The organism is Microbacterium sediminis (genome assembly GCF_004564075.1).
GTDB lineage: Bacteria > Actinomycetota > Actinomycetes > Actinomycetales > Microbacteriaceae > Microbacterium > Microbacterium sediminis.
This window is the reverse complement of the sequence record NZ_CP038256.1, coordinates 1,461,268-1,481,043: the sequence shown is the minus strand read 5'-3', so window position 1 is coordinate 1,481,043 and position 19,776 is coordinate 1,461,268. Positions and strand designations below refer to the sequence as shown.

Sequence of the window (19,776 nt, the reverse complement as noted above, 5' to 3'; positions counted from 1 at the left end):
AGGAGGTCGGCCGAGGAACGTTCGAGGGGGATGTTCGCATGTCCGAGCCCGTGCCCGCGTCAGAGAGTGGTCCGGCGCGCGCTTCCGGCGCACTCGGCGGCGCCTTCGCGGGACGGGACGACGAGATCGCGGTGCTCCGGGCGCACGCCCACCGCGCCGCGAGCGGTCTGACGCAGATGGCGCTCATCGAGGGCCCCGCGGGGATCGGCAAGTCCGCGCTGATCGACGCCGCCTTCACGCCGCTCACGGAGTTCCCGCTCCTCATCGTGCCCCTGGACGAGCACGACCGGCCCCGCCAGGGCGCGGCCGCGTGGCGAGTGTTCCACTGGGGCGCCGAGCCGGTGGCGCCGGTGACGATGTCGGTCCAGGAGCAGGTCGACGCCTACATCGAGATCTGCAACTCCGTCACCGAGCCGATGATCGTCGTGATGGAGGACATCCAGTGGCTCGATGACACCTCCGCCGAGGTGCTGTGGCGCGTCCTGCGCGCCATCGACACCTATCCGGGGCTGCTCGTGGCGACGATGCGCCCGGAGGCCCGGCTGCTGCAGAGCCGGTTCCGGCATCTCGCGCAGTCGAGCCCCCGAGCCGCGCACGTGGTGCTCGACCCGCTGACGCTCGAGGAGACCCGCGAGGTGGTGCGACGGGGGATCGGCCACTCGCTCACCGAGGCCGCCGCCCGTCGGGTGCATGCCGACACGGGCGGCTCGCCCCTCCACGTGGCGGCGTTCACGCGCTGGCTGGAGCACGCACCGCCGTCGGAGCGGACCGTCGACGGCGCCCTGTGCGCCGCGCGCGACGCCGCCGAGCCGCGGCTGGCGGCGTTCGATCGCGCCGTGGCCCTCGCGGTGGCGGACCTGCCGCAGCCGCATCGCGCCGCACACGAGGCGCTCGCGCTCGCGGGCCGCCCGCTCGCGCCGGCGGAGCTGGAGCGGCTCGCGGGCGCGCCGATCCCGCGGGACGCGCTCCTCGCGCGCGGGATGGTGACGTGGACGACGCCCGGCAGCGGGTACGAGATCGCCCGCGAGAACGTGGCGCGGGCGATCCGGCGGGCGATGACGGGCGAGCGCCGGGCCGCCCTGCATCGCGCGCTGGCGAGTCTCGCCTCGGGCCCGGACGCCCTGCTGCACCGCGCCCACGCGATGGAGGACGATCCGACCGACGACCAGCGCGACGAGTTGGCCGCGGCGCTCCTCGCCGCGGGTCGTGAGGCCCTCGCCGACGGGCGCGCCGCCGCCGCGAGCGCCCTGCTCGTCGCGGCCTGCCGCGCGGCGCCGACCCCGGCGGGGATCCTCGCCGCGACCGAGGCCGCGCGCCGGGCCGGGACGCCATCGTTGCTGCTCGAGCTGGCGGATCCGATCGAGGCGCTGCCCGAGGGCCCGCTGCGGACCGTGCTGCGAGACCGGCTCGTGCTGCTGCGCGGCGGCTCGGTGACGGAGCTGCGCACGATCGCGGCGCCCGGCGGCACGACGGCGATGCCGCCGAGCGTGCGGCTGCTGTTCGCCGAGGAGATGGCCGAGGTCGGCAGCCAGCTGATGGCGGCGGGGCAGCTCGGGCGCGGTCGCTTCGCCGCCGCCTTCGCCGGCATCGTCGCCGGACTCGACGCCCTGCTCGCCGACCCCGCCCAGATCGCCGAGGCCGAGCACGAGCTCGCCGCCCCCGGCATCCGGGGACGAGCGGTCGCGGCCCGGGCGCTCGCGACGCTGTGGCGCGACTTCGACGGCGAGGGAGCCGCCGGCGCGGCGGATCAGGCCGCGCAGCTGCCCGACGTGCTCGAGACGCTCCGGCGCGAGGCGGGCACGGAGGCGGCGCAGGTCTCCATCCGCATGCTCACCGCCTCGCGCCACCGCTCCATGGGTCGGCGCGCGGAGGCCTACGAGGAGCTGCTCGACATCACGGCACCGACCGCCGCACCGGTGAACCTGTACGCCCACACCATGCTGGCGATGACCCTCTTCGAGGCGGGGCAGTGGGACGACGCGTGGGCGGCGATCGACGTCACGCTCGCGCACGCCGTCGAGCGGCCCCTGTCGACCGAGAGCCTGTGCGCCGCCGCGGTGGCGGCCATGATCCTCGGCGCGCGGGGCGAGACGGAGGCCGCCGAACGGCATCTGCGGCGCATCGAGGCGTCGGGGCCGCGCGCCGCCGAGCCGATCGTCGCGATGGCCGTCGACTACGCGCACGCCTGGGGCGCCCTCGCGGCCGGCGACGCGGACCGCTTCGCGATCGCCATGGAGCGGGTCGGCGACAACTTCATGGGCTGGTGGTTCCTCGGCCTGCCCACCGCCGGGCTCATCGCGCACGCCCTGTACGAGGCGGGGCGTGCGGAGATGCTCGGCGACCTCGGGCTCCGCCTGGAGGCGAGCGCCATCCCGGCCAGCCCCGAGGCGCGCGACTACGCGCTTGCGCACGTGCGTGCCCAGCACGCGCGGGCGCTCGGCGTGCGCGCCGCGGCACGCGATCAGTTCCGCCTGGCGCTCGCGCACGTCGACGCGCTGCCGCCGATGCGTCCGGCGCTCCGGCGCGTCCACGGGCTGGGGCTGCACCGCGCCGTGCTCGCCCTCGACGTCGCGGCCTTCGCGTGCGAGAACGCCGACGACGTGGGAGCCGACCGCGAGAACGTCATCGCCCTCGTCACCTGGGCCGCGAACCTGTTCCACCGGTGCGGCGCCGAGGGCCTGCACGCCCGCGCGATGGATCTGGCCGAGCGGCTGCGCGCCCGCCGCTCGGCACCCCCGACCCCGGCGCCGGCCGAGGCCGTCGACACGACCGCGCTCGATGCGCTCACCACGCGGGAGCGCCAGATCGCCCTTCTGGTGGGCGACGGGCTGTCGAATCGCGAGATCGCCGACGAGCTGTTCCTGTCGCCGCGGACGGTGGAGTTCCACGTCGCGAACGCGCTCGACAAGCTCGGGCTTCCCTCGCGCGTCGAGCTGCGCCGCCTGCTGCGTGCGCGGCGCCACCCCTGACGCACGGGCCCGGTACCGGTGCCCGTGGAGACCGCGCGGCGCGACCTCGTGCTCGCTACGGGACTGACCCCGTAGACACCACGGGAGTGGGCCCGGAGCGGGTGCGCCCGGCCCCGGGCACTGGCTAGCTTCGGCCGCAGGCGGCGATGTCGGCGCTCGCGCGCTCCCCGGGGCGTGCCCGGCCCGGACGCAGCCCGATGCCGCGGCGCACGGCCACCCTTCGTGCCCGCGACCGAGAGTCCCCCGTCTCCGGTTCCCCCTCCGCGCGGTCCCGCGCGGCCTCGTACAAGGAGCCCCGATCATGATCCCGTCAGACCTCGCGATCCCCGAACGCCTCCCCACCGCGCCCCGCCAGCGGCTGCTCGCCCTGGACCCGCGCCAGCGCACCGCGCCGCTCCTCGAGCCCGACGACGTCTTCGTCGGCCGCGCGGCCGAGATCACCGTCCTGCGCGACCGCGCCGCCCGCGCGGCGAACGGGCTGACGCAGCTCGTGGTCATCGAGGGCCAGGCCGGGATCGGCAAGACCACGCTCGTCGACCAGGCCCTCGCGCCGCTGGACGGCTGGCGGCAGCTGCACGTGCGGCTGGACGAGCAGGACCGCACGACCCGCGGGGCGGCGGCGTGGCGGGTGTTCCACGGGGGCGAGGAGCCGCCGTCGAGCGTGCCGGGAACGGTCGCCGACCAGGTGGCGCAGTACATCGCGGTGTGCGACGCGAACACGCAGCCGACGATCGTCGTCATCGAGGACGTGCACTGGATCGATGACACCTCGGCGGAGGTGCTGTGGCACGTGCTGCGGGCGATCGACACGTACCCTGGCCTGCTGATCGCCACGATGCGGCCCAGCGAGCTGCCGCAGTTCGCCCGGCTGCGCCGGCTGGCGCAGTCCAGCCCGCAGGGCGCGCACCTGCCTCTCGCGCCGCTGGACGCCGCCGAGTCGCAGCAGTACCTCCAGGAGCACCTCGGCGTGCGAGTGAGCGGGCGGGTGGCCGAGCGGGCCCATGTCGCGACCGGCGGCTACCCGCTGCACCTCGGCGTGCTCACGCGCTGGCTCAAGCGCGCGCCGCGGGGGCAGCGCACGATCGACGATGCGCTCACCGCGCTGCGCGATCCCACCGACCCTCGGCTGGTGGTGTTCGAACGCGCGATCGGCGACATCGTCGCGGCGGCGGGGGAGCCCGTCCGCTCCGCCCAGAACGTGCTCGGCGTCGCCGATCGCCGGGTCAAGCGCGAGGTGCTCACCGAACTGGTCGGCACGCCGGTCGACCACGACGAGCTCATGGCCACCGGCCTCGTGCGGTGGCACGCGCGCGAGCGGGCCTACGCGATCGAGCACCCGAACGTCGCCCAGGCGATCCGCGCGCCGCTCTCGCGCGCGGAGCTGGCGCACATCTTCCGCCGGCTGGCCCGGCACGGCAGCGAGATCGAGCGCCTCCGCGCCCGCGTCGGGGCCATGGACGCCGCGCCGGTGCCCGCCGAGCGCGAGCTCCTCGTCGGCGATCTCGTGAAGGCCGGCGTGCGCGCGATGGTCGAGGATCGCCCCGCCCGCGGGCTCGACTTCCTCCTCGCCGCCGTCCGCTATGCGCCGCGCCGCGACGTCGTCGCCCTCGCCGCGCAGTGTGCCTTTCGCGCGAACGCGCCGGCGCGGCTGAGCGAGATCGAGCCGCAGGTGCGCAGCCTGCCGCGCTCCGCGCTGCGCAGCGCGCTCGTCGCGCGCCTCAGCCTGGTCCGCGGCGCGGGCGACGAGGCGGTGCGCGCCATGCAGGGCGCCCCGCTGCGCGACCTCGACGCCGACACCCTGCTCATCTACGCGCAGGTCGCCTGTGACCTGGCGCGCCAGTTCATCGAGGCCGGCCATCGCGGGCGCATCGGGCAGGTGCTGCCCGCCACCCTGGTGGCGCTCGCCGAGCTGGAGCGGGCGCTGCCCGTCGCGCCCGATCCCGTCGCGTCCCTGCCCGACGTCACCCGCACCCGCGCGGCGGTCGCCAGTCGCCGGGCGGTCATCACGATGTGGCACCGCTTCGACACGGTCGCCCCGCAGCAGGCGGTCCGCATGATCGACGATCTGCGCACGCTCGTGAGCGAGCTGGAGGAGGTGCCCGGAACCGAGCCCGCGCGGCGGGAGATCCGCGCGGTGATCGCGGCGCGGCTGCGGCTCATGGGCGCGCGGGGCGAGGCCTACCGGGAGCTGCAGGAGATCACGACGCGGCTGACGCCGGAGGCGGGGGTCAACGTCGGCGCGCAGGTGCAGCTGGCGCTCATCCTCTTCGAGGCGGCGCTGTGGGACGAGGCGTACAGCGCGATCGAGGTGGCCCTCGCGCACGCGATGGAGAACGGCGAGGACGCCGGGATGGCCATGGTCTATGCCGTGGCCGCGCTGATCCTCGGCAGCCGGGGCGAGACCGCGGCGGCCGAGGAACACCTGCAGCGCGTGGACGACCTGCGCGCCGCCCAGGCCAGCGGCAACGCCGCCGCGCTGGCGCACTACGCCCGCGCGTGGGCCGCCCTCAGCGCCGGCGACGCCGAGCGCCTGGTCCTCGAGATGACGCGCGTGAGCGAGAGCACCGTCGGATGGTGGCTCGTCGGCGTTCCGGCGGGCGGCCTGCTCGCGCGGGGGCTGTCGCAGATCGGCCGGCCGGAGCTGCTGCCGGAGCTCGCCGACCGCCTGCAGAACGCCGCGATCCCCGCGATCCCCGGCGTGCGCGCCGCCGCGATCGCCCACGTGCGCGCGCTTCACGCGCGGGCGATGGGGGATGCGAGGGCGGCGGGGGCGCTGTTCCGCGAGGCGCTCGAGCACCTCGACGCCGAGCCGGTGCTGCGGGAGTCGCTCGACCGGGTGCACGGCCTGCGCCTGACGCGCGCGGTGCTCGCCCTCGACATCGCCGAGTTCGCGTGCGACATCGACGCCGACCTCGGTGAGGAGCGCGAGTCCGTGATCCGGATCGCGACGTGGGCGTCGAACATCTTCCACCGCTGCGGCGCCGCCACCCTCCAGGCCGCCGCGAGCGGGTTCGCCGACCGCCTGCGCCAGGGCCGCACGCCCGCCGCACGCTCGCTGCCGCTCGTGCCGCTGCGGGCGGTCGGCAGCGCGGTGGGGCCCGCCCTCGAGGGCCTGTCGCGCCTCACCGCCCGCGAGCGCCAGATCGCCATGCTCGTGGGGGCGGGCCTGGCGAACCGCGAGGTCGCGGCGGAGCTCGTGCTGTCGGTGCGCACCGTCGAGTATCACGTCGCGAACGTGCTGGACAAGCTCGACCTGTCGTCGCGGGTGGAGCTGCGCCGGCTGCTGCGCACCTCCGGCGCGCACGCCTGACCCCGGGCACCCGGTGGTGGTCACCGGGTTTGCACCGTGGTCGCCACCTGACTCTGCTCCGACAGCGCGCGCCGGCGTGGGGCGCGTCCATAGGGTCGGCGTGATTCCTCTGAGCCCGACGGAGCACCCCATGACTTCAGCGATGACGGCCACGTCCGGTGCACGCCGAGCGGCCGCGACCATGCGCGCGGCGGCCCTGCTGGCGCTGCTGAGCCTCCTGCTCGCGGGCGTGAGCGCCCTCACCGCCGCGCCCGCCGCCGCCGCGCTCGCCACGCCGCACAGCCCGAGCCCGAACGCCGGCGCACCCGGACCCGCGCCGCAGGCGATAGCGGACGGCCGCATCGCGATCGAGGTGCGTGCCGGCGGGGATCGCGACGGGGCGTCCAACGCGGTGCTGCCCCTCGCGGGGGCGCAGTTCGCCGCCTACGACGTGGGCTCGGTCGACGCCGACGTGTCGGAGCGGACGCCGGTCGCCTGGTGCACGACCGACGCCTCGGGCAGCTGCTGGATGGACCTGCCCGCGCGGACGGGCCCCGAGGGCAGCGACCGGGGCTACCTCGTGCAGGCCGAGGCGGCGCCCGCCGGCTGGACCGTCAACACCCGGTTCCGCGCCGGCTACACGCCGTGGAACCCCGCGCCGTACCGGTTCCACACGGGCGACTCGGGCGACGGCGCGCAGCCGTACCTCGTCCCGGGCCCGGGGGAGGGGCCGACCGCGAGCGCGGGCCGATGGATGTTCACCCGGGCGAACCCGGTGATCGCCCCGTCGTGCGGCCTCGACGTGGCGCTGCTCGTCGACCTGTCGCGCTCCGTCGCGAACGCCGGCGGCACCGACGAGCTGCGCGCCGCCTCGCTGTCGTTCCTCGACGCCCTGACGGGCACGCCCTCGCGCCTGGCCGTCCACACCTTCGCCGCCGCGAGCCCGTCGGGAGCGGGCAACCTCGGCTGGCAGTCCGTCGCCGACCCGGGCGGCACCGGCGTGGCCACCGCGCGGGCGATGCTGCAGGGGCTCACGCCTTCGACGACGGGCGGCACGAACTGGGACGCGGGCCTGCGCAGTCTCGCCCCGCTGGCGGGCGATGCGGACCTGGCGATCGTGCTCACGGACGGCAACCCGACCCTCGCGCTGAACCCGTCGGTGGGCGACGCGACCATGACGCGGTTCCTCGAGATCGAGCACGCGATCGCCTCGGCCAACAGCGTCAAGGCCGCCGGGACCCGCGTCGTGGCGGTCGGCATCGGCGACGGCACCACCGGCGTCCCCGACAACCTCCAGGCGATCAGCGGTCACGCCGACGGCGACCAGTACTCGGTGGCCGGCTTCGGCGAGGTCGCCGCGATCCTCGCCGAGCTGGCGGGCGCGAACTGCGCCGGGGTCGTCAACGTCACCAAGACCGAGGTGTCGGCCGACGGCGCGACCACCGCGCCCGGCGCCGGCTGGGAGTTCACGGCCCGCGCGGCGGGACCGACGGTGCAGCTGGACAGCTCCACGGGCGGGTTCGACGCCGTCGCGGCGGGGCTGACCAGCGCGAACGGCGGGATCGGCTTCCGCTCGCTGTTCGCCGGCACCACCCCCGAGTCGCGCCGGCTGACGATCACCGAGACCGGCCGGGACGGCTTCACCCTGGCGGGCGCCCGCTGCTGGCTGGGCGCCGACGCGTCGGCGACGGTGCCGATCACGCCGCGCGCCGACGGCTTCGAGGTCGACCCGGTCGAGGGCGAGACCGTCAACTGCGAGGTGCGCAACCAGCGCCGTCCGGCGGAGCCCCCGCCCACCCACGACGTGGGGATCGACAAGGTGAGCGTGACGGCCGAGGGATCGGTCGAGCCGGGGGAGACCTTCGACTACACCCTCACCGTGACCAACCACGGCACGGCGGCCGCCACCGGCGTCGTCGTGACCGACCCGCTGCCGGATCGCCTGCGGCTGCTGTCGGTCTCGCTGCCGGAGGGGTGGACGCAGGAGGACGGCGCGACCCCGGAGGATCTCGTCTTCCGCGCGGCGACGCTGCCCGTGGGGGCGAGCGTGGGCATCACGGTGACCGTGCAGCTGGAGCCGGTCGCGGTCGAGGCGACGAACGACACCGCGCAGAGCCCGGACGACGATCTCCCCGCCCCGCTCGCGCCCCTCGGCTCGGTGGACCTCGTGAACGTGGCCGACGTCGACGCCGACCTCGACGAGAACCCCGACAACAACCGCGACGACGACGTGCTGCCGATCCGGGAGCTGGCCGCGCAGGTGCTGATCCGCTGCGTGGCCGACGCCCCGTACCTCGTCTTCAGCGTCGCCACGACGAGCAACCTGGCCTCGCAGCCGGTCACGATGCGCTGGTTCCCGGTCGATGCGGCCGGCGCGCCGGTGGCCGCCACGCCCGCCGACGCCGGCCTCGGTGAGGTCGACACGGGCCGCACATACGTGGTGCCCTGGCCGGGCGCGGCCGTCAGCCCCGGGGGCGTCTCGGTCGACTGGCCGGGGTGGCGACCGCTGCAGGAATCGGACTACGGGTCCGACGAAGAGCTGCTGCCCGGATCGAACGTCTGGAACGGCCTGATCGAGGACGACGGCGAGGCCGATCACCCGTGGCGCGAGCGGACCGCGATCGTCTTCGCGGTGAACCCCGAGCTCACCATCACCGCGACCTACCCGCCGGCGGATCCCGACTGCGCGGTGCCGATGGAGACGGAGCTCGTCGTCGAGAAGACCGCGAGCACGCCGATCGTCGAGCCGGGCGACGACTTCCGGTACGAGATCGCGCTGCGCAACGTGCACGACCACGGCGCCGCGGGCGGCGTCGTCCTCACCGACGAGATCCCCGACGACATCGCGGTGACCGCCATCTCCACCTCGGCGACGGCGTTCCCGCGCTGGACCGGCTGCGCGGTCGCCGGCGCCGATCCCGCCGGCTACGGCGGCACGCTCACGTGCGAGCTGTTCGGTCCGCTGGCGGCCGGCCAGCAGGCGCCGTCCGTCACGCTGGACGCGACGCTGCGGGCGACGACCCCGGACATCGAATTCGTCAACGTCGCCGTGGTCGACTACCACGCGTTCAACGACCCCGGCGACGTCGGTCGCACGACCGACGACGCGATCGTGCGCACCGAGCACCTCGACGACGTCGGCATCGACAAGTCCAACGCGCTCGGCCCGGACGGCTCCGTCGAGGCGGGCGACGTGTTCGACTACACGATCACCGTCACCAATCACGGCACCCGGACCGCGACGGGGGTCGTGGTGACCGACGAGCTGCCCGACCGGCTGCGGCCGGTCGCCGTGACCCTGCCCGACGGCTGGATCAACGACGCGCCCGGCGGGCTCCTCACCGACGGCGTCCTGACCGTCCGCACCGGCGAGCTCGCCGTCGGCGCCAGCGCCGTCATCGTGCTCACCGTCGAGGTGCTGCCGGTGGAGGTGCAGGTCGGCTCCGATACGGGCACGATCGACGAGCTGCCGTCGCCCCTGCTGCCGCTGGACGACGCGGTGATCCGCAACGAGGCGGTCGTCTCGGCCGATGCGGACGACGATCCGAGCAACAACCGCGACGACGACGAGGTGCCCACGCGCGACATCACGACGATGGCGCTGGTCCGCTGCGTCGCCGACGCGCCGTACCTGATCTTCAGCGTGAACACGACGCCGAACGTCACCGGTCCGATTTCGATGAACTGGGTGCCGCTCGACGCCGAGGGCGAGCCGGTGCCGACCGCGACGCCGGCCGACGCCGGCCTCGACGAGGTGCAGCGCGGCGAGGTGTACGTGCTGCCGTGGCCGGGCGCGGAGTTCAGCCAGGGCGGCGCGGCGATCGACTGGCCGGGATGGCGGCCGCTGACCGCCGACGACCTCGACGCCGACGGGCAACCGCTGCCGGGGCTGAACGTCTTCAACGGCCTCGTCGAGGATGTCTCCGAGGGCGACTACGCCTGGCGCGGGCAGACGAGGGTGACGTTCCAGGTGAACCCCGAGACGACGTTCACCGCCGGCTACCCGCCGGCCACGCCCGAGTGCGTCGTTCCGATGGCGACCGAGCTCGACATCGAGAAGACCGCGAGCGTCGACGTGGTCGCGGGCGGCACCGCGTTCGACTACACGATCGAGGTCACCAACGTCCACGACTACGGCGCGGCCGCCGGGATCGTCCTCACCGACGAGATCCCCGACACCATCCGCGTGACGGACGTCGATGCGGGCGCCGCCGACGCCTTCCCCCGCTGGGAGGACTGTGCCGTCACGGGCGCCGACGCCCGCGGATACGGGGGCGAGCTGCGCTGCGAGCTGTTCGGCCCGCTGCGCGCCGGGCAGGCGGCGCCGACCGTCACGCTGAGCGCGCGCGTGGCACCCGACGTCGGCGCCGAGACGATCACGAACGTCGCGGTCGTCGACTACCACACGGCCGACGATCCCACCGATGTCGGCCGCGCCGTCGACGACGCCGTGGTGCGCACGCAGCTGGCCGTGACCGGCGGGACCATCGCGTGGGGCGCCGGCGCGTTCGGGCTGCTGGCCGCGGCCGCGGGCCTGCTGCTCGTGCGACGCCGCGGTCGGGTCCGCGCCGACGGCTGACGGGTGCCCGGGCCCCGCGGAATGACACGCTTGTGATTCCGCGGGGCCCGCGTCATAATCGAAGCGCAATCGAACATCTCGTCCGCCGGATCATCCGGTCGGGTTCACGCCACCAGGTCGTAGGGGAAGACGTACCTGAGGCACACGAACTCGACGAATCGGAGAAAGATCATGGCGACACCCATGGCGCGTGGGGTGGTGTACATCCACTCGGCGCCCAAAGCGCTGTGTCCGCACCTGGAGTGGGCGGTCGGGCGGTCCCTGGGCCGTGCCGTCACGTTCGACTGGGCGGACCAGCCGATGATGCCCGGTGCCCGCCGCGCGGAGTTCTACTGGGAGGGCCCGGCCGGGACCGGCGCGGCCCTTGCCACGGCCATCCGCGGCTGGGAGCACCTGCGCTTCGAGGTCTCCGAGGACCCGACGCCCCGCAGTGACGGCGGCCGCTGGATGCACACGCCCGATCTCGGCATCCACTACGCGCAGATGGACTCCGCGGGCAACATCGTCATCCCGGAGGACCGCATCCGCTACGCGATGGAGGTCGCCGCGGGCGATGCCGTCGAGCTGCAGCGCGAGTTGGCCGTCGCGCTGGGCTCCGCGTGGGACGAGGAGCTCGAGGCGTTCCGCCACGCCAGCGACGACGCGCCCGTCGTCTGGCTGCACAAGGTCGGCTGACGCACCGAAGACGAAGGCGGGCCCCCGGTGAAGAATCCCGGGGGCCCGCCTTGTTCGTGTGCGCTCAGGCGTCGTACGAGGCGAACGCCGCGACGGCGTTGTGGCCGCCGAAGCCGAACGAGTTGCTGATCGCCAGCTGCGGGCCCTCGCCGAGGGCCTGCGGCTGCGACGACGCCTTGACGGGGATCGCCGGGTCCTGGTTCTCGAGGTTGATCGTCGGGGGCGCGACGCGCTCCTTGACGGCCAGCACCGAGAACACCGACTCGATCGCGCCGGTGCCGCCCAGCAGGTGGCCGGTGGAGGCCTTGGTGGCCGAGATCGGGACGTCGTGCACCCGATCGCCGAGCACGGAGCGCAGCGCGGTGTACTCGGCCACGTCGCCGACGGGCGTCGACGTGGCGTGCGCGTTGATGTGCGTGACCTCGTCGGGGGTGCGGTCGGCGAGCTCGAGCGCCCGGCGCACCGCGCGGGCGGCGCCGGTGCCCTCGGGGTCGGGCGCGGTGATGTGGTGCGAGTCGGCGGTGATCGCGCCGCCGGCCAGCTCCGCGTAGATGGTGGCGCCGCGGGCGAGCGCGTGCTCCTCGGTCTCGAGGATCAGCACGGCCGCGCCCTCGCCCATCACGAAGCCGTCACGGCCCACGTCGAACGGGCGCGAGGCGGTGGCGGGGTCGTCGTTGCGGCGCGAGAGCGCCTGCATCGAGGCGAACGAGGCCACCGTGATCGGGTGGATCGCCGACTCGGCGCCGCCCGCGATGATCACGTCGGCGGCACCGGACTGCAGGTGCTCGTAGGCGCTCACGATCGACTCCACGCTCGAGGCGCAGGCCGACGCGACGGTGCGGGCGAAGGCCTTCGCGCCGAAGTGGAGGGAGAGGAAGCCGGCCGCCGAGTTCGGCATGAGCATCGGCACCGTCATCGGCATGACGCGACGCGGGCCCTTCTCGCGCAGCGTGTCCCAGGCGTCCAGGAGCGTCCAGACGCCGCCGATGCCCGTGGCGAAGTCGACGCCGAGGCGCTCGGGGGCGACCTCGGGCGCACCGGCGTCGGCCCAGGCCTCCAAGGCCGCGACGAGCGCGAACTGGGCGGAGATGTCGAGCCGCTTGGCGGTGGGACGCTCCAGCACGGTGTCGGGACGGACGATCGCCTCGGCGGCGAAGGTCACCGGGAGGTCGTACTTCGCGACCCACTCGTGCTCGAGCGGCCGGGCGCCCGACATGCCCGCGAGCAGGTTCTGCCAGTTCTCGGGAGCCGTCCCGCCGATGGCCGACGTGGCGCCGATCCCGGTGACGACGATGCGCTTGGTCATTGCTGTGGTTCCTCGATCCGGACTGCCGCGGCGCCACGCCCGCAGAGGCGTGGCGCCGCCTGGGTCACTGGTTGTTCGTGATGAAGTCGACCGCGTCCTGCACGGTCTTGAGGTTCTTGACCTCGTCGTCGGGGATCGTCACGCCGAACTTCTCCTCGGCGTTGACGACGATGGTCATCATCGAGATCGAGTCGATGTCGAGGTCGTCGGTGAAGGACTTCTCGAGGGCGACCTCGCTGGCGTCGATGCCGGTCTCGTCGGTGATGAGCTCGGCCAGGCCCGCGAGGACCTCGTCAGTGGTGAATGCCATGGGTTTCTCCTTGCGTGGATGGGTAGGGGATGGATCGGGAACCAGGGGCCAGTGTATGAGCGGCGCGGCGCCGTTCAGGGGAGCACGACCACCTGTGCCGCGAAGACGAGGCCCGCGCCGAAGCCGATCTGTAGGGCGAGGCCGCCGCTGAGCTCGGGGCGCTCCTGGAGCAGACGGTGCGCGGCGAGCGGGATCGAGGCCGCCGACGTGTTGCCGGTGGTCGTGATGTCGTCGGCGATCGCCACGGTGTCGGGCAGGCCCAGCTGCTTGGCGAACTCGTCGACGATGCGCATGTTGGCCTGGTGGGGGATGAACGCCGCGAGGTCCTCCGGCTTCACGCCCGCGTTCTCGAGCGTCTGCTTGGCGACCTTCGCCATCTCCCACACGGCCCAGCGGAACACGCTCGGGCCCTCCTGGCGCAGCGTGGGCCACGCGGCCTCGCCGTCGCGGAACTGGGTGAGGGTGGCGTTCATGCCCACAAGGCCGGCCTTGGAGCCGTCCGAGCCCCAGCTGGTGGCCGAGATGCCGGGGGTGTCGCTCGGGCCCAGCAGCGCGGCACCCGCGCCGTCGCCGAGCAGGAACGAGATGGAGCGGTCGGTGGGGTCGATCACGTCGCTGAGCTTCTCGGCGCCGATGACGACGGCGTAGCGCGCGGCGCCGGCGCGGATGAGCGCGTCGGCCTGCGCGATCGCGTAGCAGTACCCGGCGCACGCGGCGTTGACGTCGTACGCGGCGGCGGGGGTGGCGCCGATGCGGTCGGCCACCACGGCCGAGATCGACGGGGTCTGCTGCACGTTGCTGATCGTCGCCACGATGACGAGGTCGATCTCGGTCGGGTCGACGCCGGCCTTGTCGACCGCCTCCTGCGCGGCGGCGACGGCGAGCTCGAGGGCCCCCGTGTCGCGGTCGGCGCGGACGCGCGTGATCACGCCGGTGCGCTGGCGGATCCACTCGTCGCTGGAGTTGATCGGGCCGACGATGTCGTCGTTGGGCACGGCGTTCTCGCCGCGCGCGGCGCCCATCGCGTAGATGCGGGAGTGGGCGGAGCCGGTGGCTTCCTTGAGGGTGACGGGCATGGGGTTCTTTCGGTTCAGGCGGCGGCGAGCAGCTCGCGCGCGGCCTCGAGGTCTTCGGGGGTCTTCACGGCGACGGCGGGCACGCCCTTCAGGCCGCGCTTGGCGAGGCCGACGAGCGCGCCGGCGGGGGCGAGCTCGATGATGCCCGTGACACCGTGATCGGCGAACGAGGCCATGCAGAGGTCCCAGCGGACCGGACTGGCCACCTGATGCACGATGAGCTCGAGGGCGCGGGCGCCCGTGCCGACGGGCCGGCCGTCGCTGTTGCTCCACAGCAGCAGCGTCGGGTCCGCCACGACGCCGGAGGCCTCGTCGACGGCGGCCTGCAGCGCGTCCTTGGCGAGGGCCATGTGGCGGGTGTGGAAGGCGCCGGCCACCTGCAGCGGGATGACGCGCGCGCCGCGCGGCGCGTTCTCGGCCAGCGCCGCGAGCCCCGGCTTCGTGCCGGCGGCGACGATCTGCCCGCCGCCGTTGTAGTTGGCCGGCTCCAGGTCGTGGGCGGCGATCACCTCGAGCACCTGCTCCTCGACGCCGCCGACGACGGCGCTCATGCCGGTGTCGGCGAGGGCGGCGGCCTCGGCCATCGCGCGCCCGCGGGCCCCGACGATCGTCATGGCCGCCTGGTCCGACACGACGCCGGCCGCGGCGAGGGCGGCGAGCTCGCCGACCGAGTGGCCCGCGACGCCCGAGGGGCGGGCGCCGTCCGCGGTGAGGGCGTGCCACGAGAGCAGGCTGGCCGCGACGATGAGGGGTTGCGCCACGCTCGTGTCGCGGATGCGGTCGGCGTCCCACTCGGTGCCGGCCGCGAGCAGGTCGAGCTGCGCGGCATCGGCGTAGGCGGCGAGGCGCTCACGCGCGCCCTCCAACTCGAGCCAGGGGGAGAGGAATCCGGGAGTCTGCGACCCCTGTCCGGGGCATACGACGACGATCACCCTGCAAGTCTGCCAACGATACGACGTGGTCAGGTGGAGGCGCCCTTACAAGAATCGCGAAAAGCGTTGTGTGCGCCTCACAGCGGCTTCAGCGCGGGCGTCGGATCGCCGAGCGCCGGCGCGTGGCCTCGCTGCCCATCGAGCCGAGGATGAGCGCGGTCTGCAGGATCAGCGCCTCGCGCGGTCCCGTGGCGTCCCATCCGATCACGTCGCCGACCTTCTTGAGGCGATAGCGCACGGTGTTCGGGTGCACGAACAGCTCCCGGGCGGTCGCCTCGAGGGAACGGCCGTTGTCGAGGTACGCCCACAGCGTGGTGACCAGGTCGGTGGAGTGATCGGCCAGCGGCTGATAGATGCGCTCGACGAGCGTGCGCTTGGCCACCGGGTCGCCCGCCAGGGCGCGCTCGGGGAGCAGGTCGTCGGCCTCGACCGGGCGGGGAGCACCCCGCCACGCCCGCGCGACGGCGAAACCGGCCAGCGCGGCGCGGGCGCTGCGGCTCGCGTCGACGATGGCGGGCACCGTGGGGCCGAGCACCACGTGGCCCTCGCCGAAGCACGGCTCGAGGCCGCGGGCGATCTCGTCGAACGGCAGCTCGGGGCGGTCGGCCCGGCGCGCGATCACCTGCGAGCGGCCGAGCACGAGGACGAGCCGCGACCCCTGCACGCCGATGAGCACGTCGACGCCGAGCTTGCGGGCCGTGCGGCGCACGTGGTCGACGTCGAACGCCGGGGGAGTCGTGCCCACGATGACGCAGGACTCGCCGTGGCCGTGCCAGCCCAGCGCGGCGATGCGGCTCGGCAGCTCCTCGTCGGTCTCTCCCGTGAGGATCGAGTCGACCACGAGCGCCTCGAGGCGGGCGTCCCACAGGCCGCGCGACTCGGCGGCGCGCGCGTAGACGTCGGCGGCCGTGAAGGCCACCTCGCGCGAGTAGAGCAGGATCGCCTCGCGCAGGTGCTCGCCCTTGCTCGCCACCCGCTCCTCGACCACCTCGACGGTGATGCGCACGAGCTGCAGCGTCTGCTGCAGGCTCACGCTGCGCAGCAGCTCGCGCGGGGCCGCGGCGAAGATGTCCGCCGCGATCGACGGCGTGGTCGTGGGGTCGTCGAACCACTGGATGAACGACGAGATGCCGGCCTGGGCCACGAGGCCCACGGCCGAGCGCCGTCCGGGCGGCATCTCCGTGAACCACGGCAGCGACTCCTCGAGCCGCCGCGTGGTCGCCGTGGCGAGATCGCCCGAGATGCGCCGCAGCCAGGCGAGCGTGGCGGCCTTGTCGGAACCGGCCGCCACGCCGCCCGAGGCGGACTCAGGCATCCCCACCGGCGTTGCCGGACGCGCCCGCCGTGACCTCGTGCAGGCGGTACTTTTCGATCGCCTGGCCGACGACCGCGCGGTCGACCTTGCCCTGCTCGGCGAGCATCTGCAGCGCCTTGACCACCATCGACGGTCCGTCGATCTTGAAGAACCGGCGGGCGGCGGGGCGGGTGTCGCTGAAGCCGAAGCCGTCGGCGCCGAGCGTGCCGTACGGGCCGGGGACCCACGGGCGGATCTGATCCTGCACGGCGTGCATGAAGTCGCTCGTGGCCACGAACGGCTGGCCCTCGGCGTGCTTCAGCTTCTCGGTGAGGTAGGCCGTCTGCGGCTCCTCGTCGGGGTGCAGGAAGTTGTGCTCGTCGGCGGCGAGGCCGTCGCGGCGCAACTCGGTCCAGCTCGTGACCGACCACACGTCGGCGACGACGCCCCAGTCGCTCTTCAGCAGCTCCTGCGCCTCGAGGGCCCACGGCACGCCGACGCCCGAGGCGAGCAGCTGCACGCGGTGACCGTCGCCGGAGCCCTCCGCGACGCGGTGGATGCCCTTGACGATGCCCTCGATGTCCACGCCCTCCGGCTCGGCCGGCTGGACCATCGGCTCGTTGTACACCGTGAGGTAGTACATGACGTCGGGGTCGGGGTGCGAGCCGCCGTACATGCGCTCGATGCCCGACTGCACGATGTGCGAGACCTCGTAGCCGTAGGCCGGGTCGTAGCTGATCACGGCCGGGTTGGTGGACGCCAGCAGGTGCGAGTGGCCGTCCATGTGCTGGGTGCCCTCGCCGGCGAGCGTGGTGCGGCCGGCGGTGGCGCCGACGATGAAGCCGCGCGTGAGCTGGTCGCCGGCGGCCCAGAAGGCGTCGCCGGTGCGCTGGAAGCCGAACATCGAGTAGAAGATGTACACCGGCAGCAGCGGCTCGCCGTGCGTCGAGTACGAGGTGCCGGTCGCGGTGAACGCGGCGGTGGCACCGGCCTCGTTGATGCCCACGTGCATGATCTGGCCCTGAGGGCTCTCCTTGTAGGCCAGGAGCAGCTCGCGGTCGACCGAGGTGTAGTTCTGGCCGTGCGGGTTGTAGATCTTCGCGGTCGGGAAGTACGAGTCCATGCCGAACGTGCGCGCCTCGTCCGGGATGATCGGCACGATGCGGTTGCCGAAGCCCTTGACCTTCATGAGGTCCTTGAGCATGCGCACGAACGCCATCGTCGTGGCGACCTGCTGCGTGCCCGAGCCCTTCTTCGGCAGCGCGTAGTCCTTGTCCTGCGGCAGCTCCAGGCCCACGTGCGTCGTGCGGCGCTCGGGCAGGAAGCCGCCGAGGTTCTTGCGGCGCTCCAGCATGTACTGGATCGTGTCGTCCTCGATGCCCGGGTGGTAGTACGGCGGCTGGTACGGGTTCTCCTCGAGCTGCGCGTCGGTGATGGGGATGTCCATCGTGTCGCGGAACAGCTTGAGGTCGTCGAGCGTCATCTTCTTCATCTGGTGGGTCGCGTTGCGGCCCTCGAAGTGCGGCCCGAGGCCGTAGCCCTTGACGGTGTGGGCGAGGATGACGGTGGGCTGGCCCTTGTGCTCCACGGCCGCCTTGTAGGCCGCGTACACCTTGCGGTAGTCGTGGCCGCCGCGCTGCAGGTTCCAGATCTGCTCGTCGGTGTAGTCCTTGACGAGCTCCAGGGCGCGCGGGTCGCGGCCGAAGAAGTTCTCGCGGATGTACGCGCCCGACTCGGCCTTGTACGTCTGGAAGTCGCCGTCGGGCGTGGTGTTCATGAGGTTGAGCAGCGCGCCGTCGACGTCGCGGGCGAGCAGGTCGTCCCAGCCGCGGCCCCAGATGAGCTTGATGACGTTCCAGCCCGCGCCGCGGAAGAAGCTCTCGAGCTCCTGGATGATCTTGCCGTTGCCGCGCACGGGGCCGTCGAGGCGCTGCAGGTTGCAGTTGATGACGAACGTGAGGTTGTCGAGGCCCTCGTTCGCCGCCACCTGCAGCTGGCCGCGCGACTCGACCTCGTCCATCTCGCCGTCGCCCAGGAAGGCCCACACGTGCGAGTCGGCGACGTCCTTGATGCCGCGGTTGGCGAGGTACTTGTTCGTCATCGCCTGGTAGATCGCGTTGATCGGGCCGAGGCCCATCGACACGGTCGGGTACTGCCAGAACTCCGGCATCATGCGCGGGTGCGGGTACGAGGGGATGCCGACGGGCGCGGCCGACTTCTCCTGGCGGAAGCCGTCGAGCTGCTGCTCGGTCAGGCGCCCCTCGAGGAACGCGCGCGCGTACATGCCGGGGGAGGCGTGACCCTGGTAGAAGATCTGGTCGCCGCCGTTGTCGGCGTCGCGACCGCGGAAGAAGTGGTTGTGGCCGACCTCGTACAGCGACGCCGCCGAGGCGTAGGTCGAGATGTGGCCGCCGACGCCGATGCCGGGGCGCTGCGCGCGGTGCACCGTGATGGCGGCGTTCCAGCGGATCCAGTGGCGGTAGCGCCGCTCGAGCTCCTCGTCACCGGGGAAGTCGGGCTCGTCCTCGGCCGAGATCGTGTTGACGTAGTCGGTGGTGGGCACCATCGGCACGCCCAGACGGCGCTCCTTCGAGCGCTTGAGGAGGCTCAGCATCACCTCGCGGGCGCGCTGCGGACCCTTCGCGGCGACGAGCTCGTCGAGGGACTGCTGCCACTCGCTCGTCTCCTCGGGATCGCTGTCCTGCGGTCCCTGCGAGTACGGATCCTGATCGTGAACAGCCACCGGATGACCTTTCGTCGTGCGGCAGATCATGCCGCGATTGGAGCCGGCGCGCGGGCAGCCCGATGGGGATACGCCGCACGCATATCGTCCCCAGCCTAACGCCATCGGTGCCCGCCCGGATGAGGGCGCGGGCGCGGCCGAAGGGCGGGGTGGCGGGAGGGACGGGGGTGGGCCCTGCCGGGATCGAACCGACGACAACCTGGGTGTAAACCAGGTGCTCTACCAGCTGAGCTAAAGGCCCGTGCGTCCGAGTCTATCGGCGCGGGCCGCGCGGCCCGCGCGGGTCAGGCCGACGACCGCTCCCGGCGCACGGTGTGCGACACGACCGCCGCGCCACCCACCAGCAGGGCCGCGCCGCCCCCGATCCACAGCGTGAGCGCCGTGGGCTCCGGCGCCGACACGAGCGTGGCGCGGGCCGCGCGCCCGTCGTCCTGCGGCGCGGTGACGGCCGCGTCGTCGGCGTCGACCGGGGTGGCGGCGAGGGCGAGCACCGGGCCGGCGACGAGCGCGATCGACAGGCCGGTGGCGGCGAGGGTGGTGCGGAGGGCACGGGTCATGTCGTTCATCTCGGGAGGGGGTGGTCGGGAGGGGTGATCTCAGGCT

Annotated in this window: 11 protein-coding genes and 1 tRNA gene; 4 read left to right on the top strand and 8 right to left on the bottom strand. The window is 73.6% G+C overall.

Annotation, left to right across the window (positions count from 1 at the left end; genetic code table 11):
* Positions 1-38: 38 nt before the first annotated feature.
* From E3O41_RS06985 to E3O41_RS06970, 4 genes are all read left to right on the top strand, one after another.
* Positions 39-2,969 carry a helix-turn-helix transcriptional regulator gene (locus E3O41_RS06985; RefSeq protein WP_067023416.1) on the top strand — a complete coding sequence of 977 codons (2,931 nt, stop codon included), beginning with the start codon at positions 39-41 and terminating at the stop codon, positions 2,967-2,969.
* A 301-nt stretch (positions 2,970-3,270) separates the two neighbouring features.
* A complete protein-coding gene (locus tag E3O41_RS06980) occupies positions 3,271-6,279 on the top strand; it encodes a helix-turn-helix transcriptional regulator (RefSeq protein ID WP_067023413.1) in 3,009 nt (1,002 codons plus the stop codon).
* Between the two features lie 142 nt (positions 6,280-6,421).
* Positions 6,422-10,837 (top strand): NEW3 domain-containing protein, encoded by a 4,416-nt coding sequence (locus tag E3O41_RS06975; protein ID WP_135012195.1) that lies wholly within the window; start codon positions 6,422-6,424, stop codon positions 10,835-10,837.
* Positions 10,838-11,008: 171 nt separating this feature from the next.
* Positions 11,009-11,512 (top strand): DUF3145 domain-containing protein, encoded by a 504-nt coding sequence (locus E3O41_RS06970; RefSeq protein WP_067023406.1) that lies wholly within the window; start codon positions 11,009-11,011, stop codon positions 11,510-11,512.
* A 64-nt stretch (positions 11,513-11,576) separates the two neighbouring features.
* Here the strand turns inward: E3O41_RS06970 and E3O41_RS06965 are convergent, their stop codons facing one another.
* From E3O41_RS06965 to E3O41_RS06930, 8 genes are all read right to left on the bottom strand, one after another.
* Positions 11,577-12,818, bottom strand: coding sequence for a beta-ketoacyl-[acyl-carrier-protein] synthase family protein (locus tag E3O41_RS06965; RefSeq protein WP_067023403.1), 1,242 nt, complete (start codon positions 12,816-12,818; stop codon positions 11,577-11,579).
* A 64-nt stretch (positions 12,819-12,882) separates the two neighbouring features.
* The gene (locus E3O41_RS06960) at positions 12,883-13,128 is read right to left on the bottom strand and encodes an acyl carrier protein (protein WP_067023401.1); all 246 of its coding nucleotides are present in this window, start codon (positions 13,126-13,128) and stop codon (positions 12,883-12,885) included.
* A gap of 74 nt (positions 13,129-13,202) precedes the next feature.
* Complete coding sequence (locus E3O41_RS06955; protein WP_135012193.1) at positions 13,203-14,204, bottom strand: beta-ketoacyl-ACP synthase III; 1,002 nt, start codon at positions 14,202-14,204, stop codon at positions 13,203-13,205.
* Positions 14,205-14,218: 14 nt separating this feature from the next.
* Positions 14,219-15,136: an ACP S-malonyltransferase gene (locus tag E3O41_RS06950; RefSeq protein WP_067023396.1), complete on the bottom strand. Its 918-nt coding sequence runs from the start codon at positions 15,134-15,136 to the stop codon at positions 14,219-14,221.
* An 88-nt stretch (positions 15,137-15,224) separates the two neighbouring features.
* A complete protein-coding gene (locus E3O41_RS06945) occupies positions 15,225-16,451 on the bottom strand; it encodes a PucR family transcriptional regulator (RefSeq protein WP_067023393.1) in 1,227 nt (408 codons plus the stop codon).
* Positions 16,444-19,173 carry a pyruvate dehydrogenase (acetyl-transferring), homodimeric type gene (gene aceE / locus E3O41_RS06940; protein WP_135012191.1) on the bottom strand — a complete coding sequence of 910 codons (2,730 nt, stop codon included), beginning with the start codon at positions 19,171-19,173 and terminating at the stop codon, positions 16,444-16,446. Before aceE ends, E3O41_RS06945 begins: the two co-directional genes overlap by 8 nt.
* Positions 19,174-19,341: 168 nt before the next feature.
* Positions 19,342-19,414, bottom strand: a tRNA-Val gene (locus E3O41_RS06935).
* A 43-nt stretch (positions 19,415-19,457) separates the two neighbouring features.
* Complete coding sequence (locus tag E3O41_RS06930; protein WP_135012189.1) at positions 19,458-19,730, bottom strand: hypothetical protein; 273 nt, start codon at positions 19,728-19,730, stop codon at positions 19,458-19,460.
* Positions 19,731-19,776: the final 46 nt, after the last annotated feature.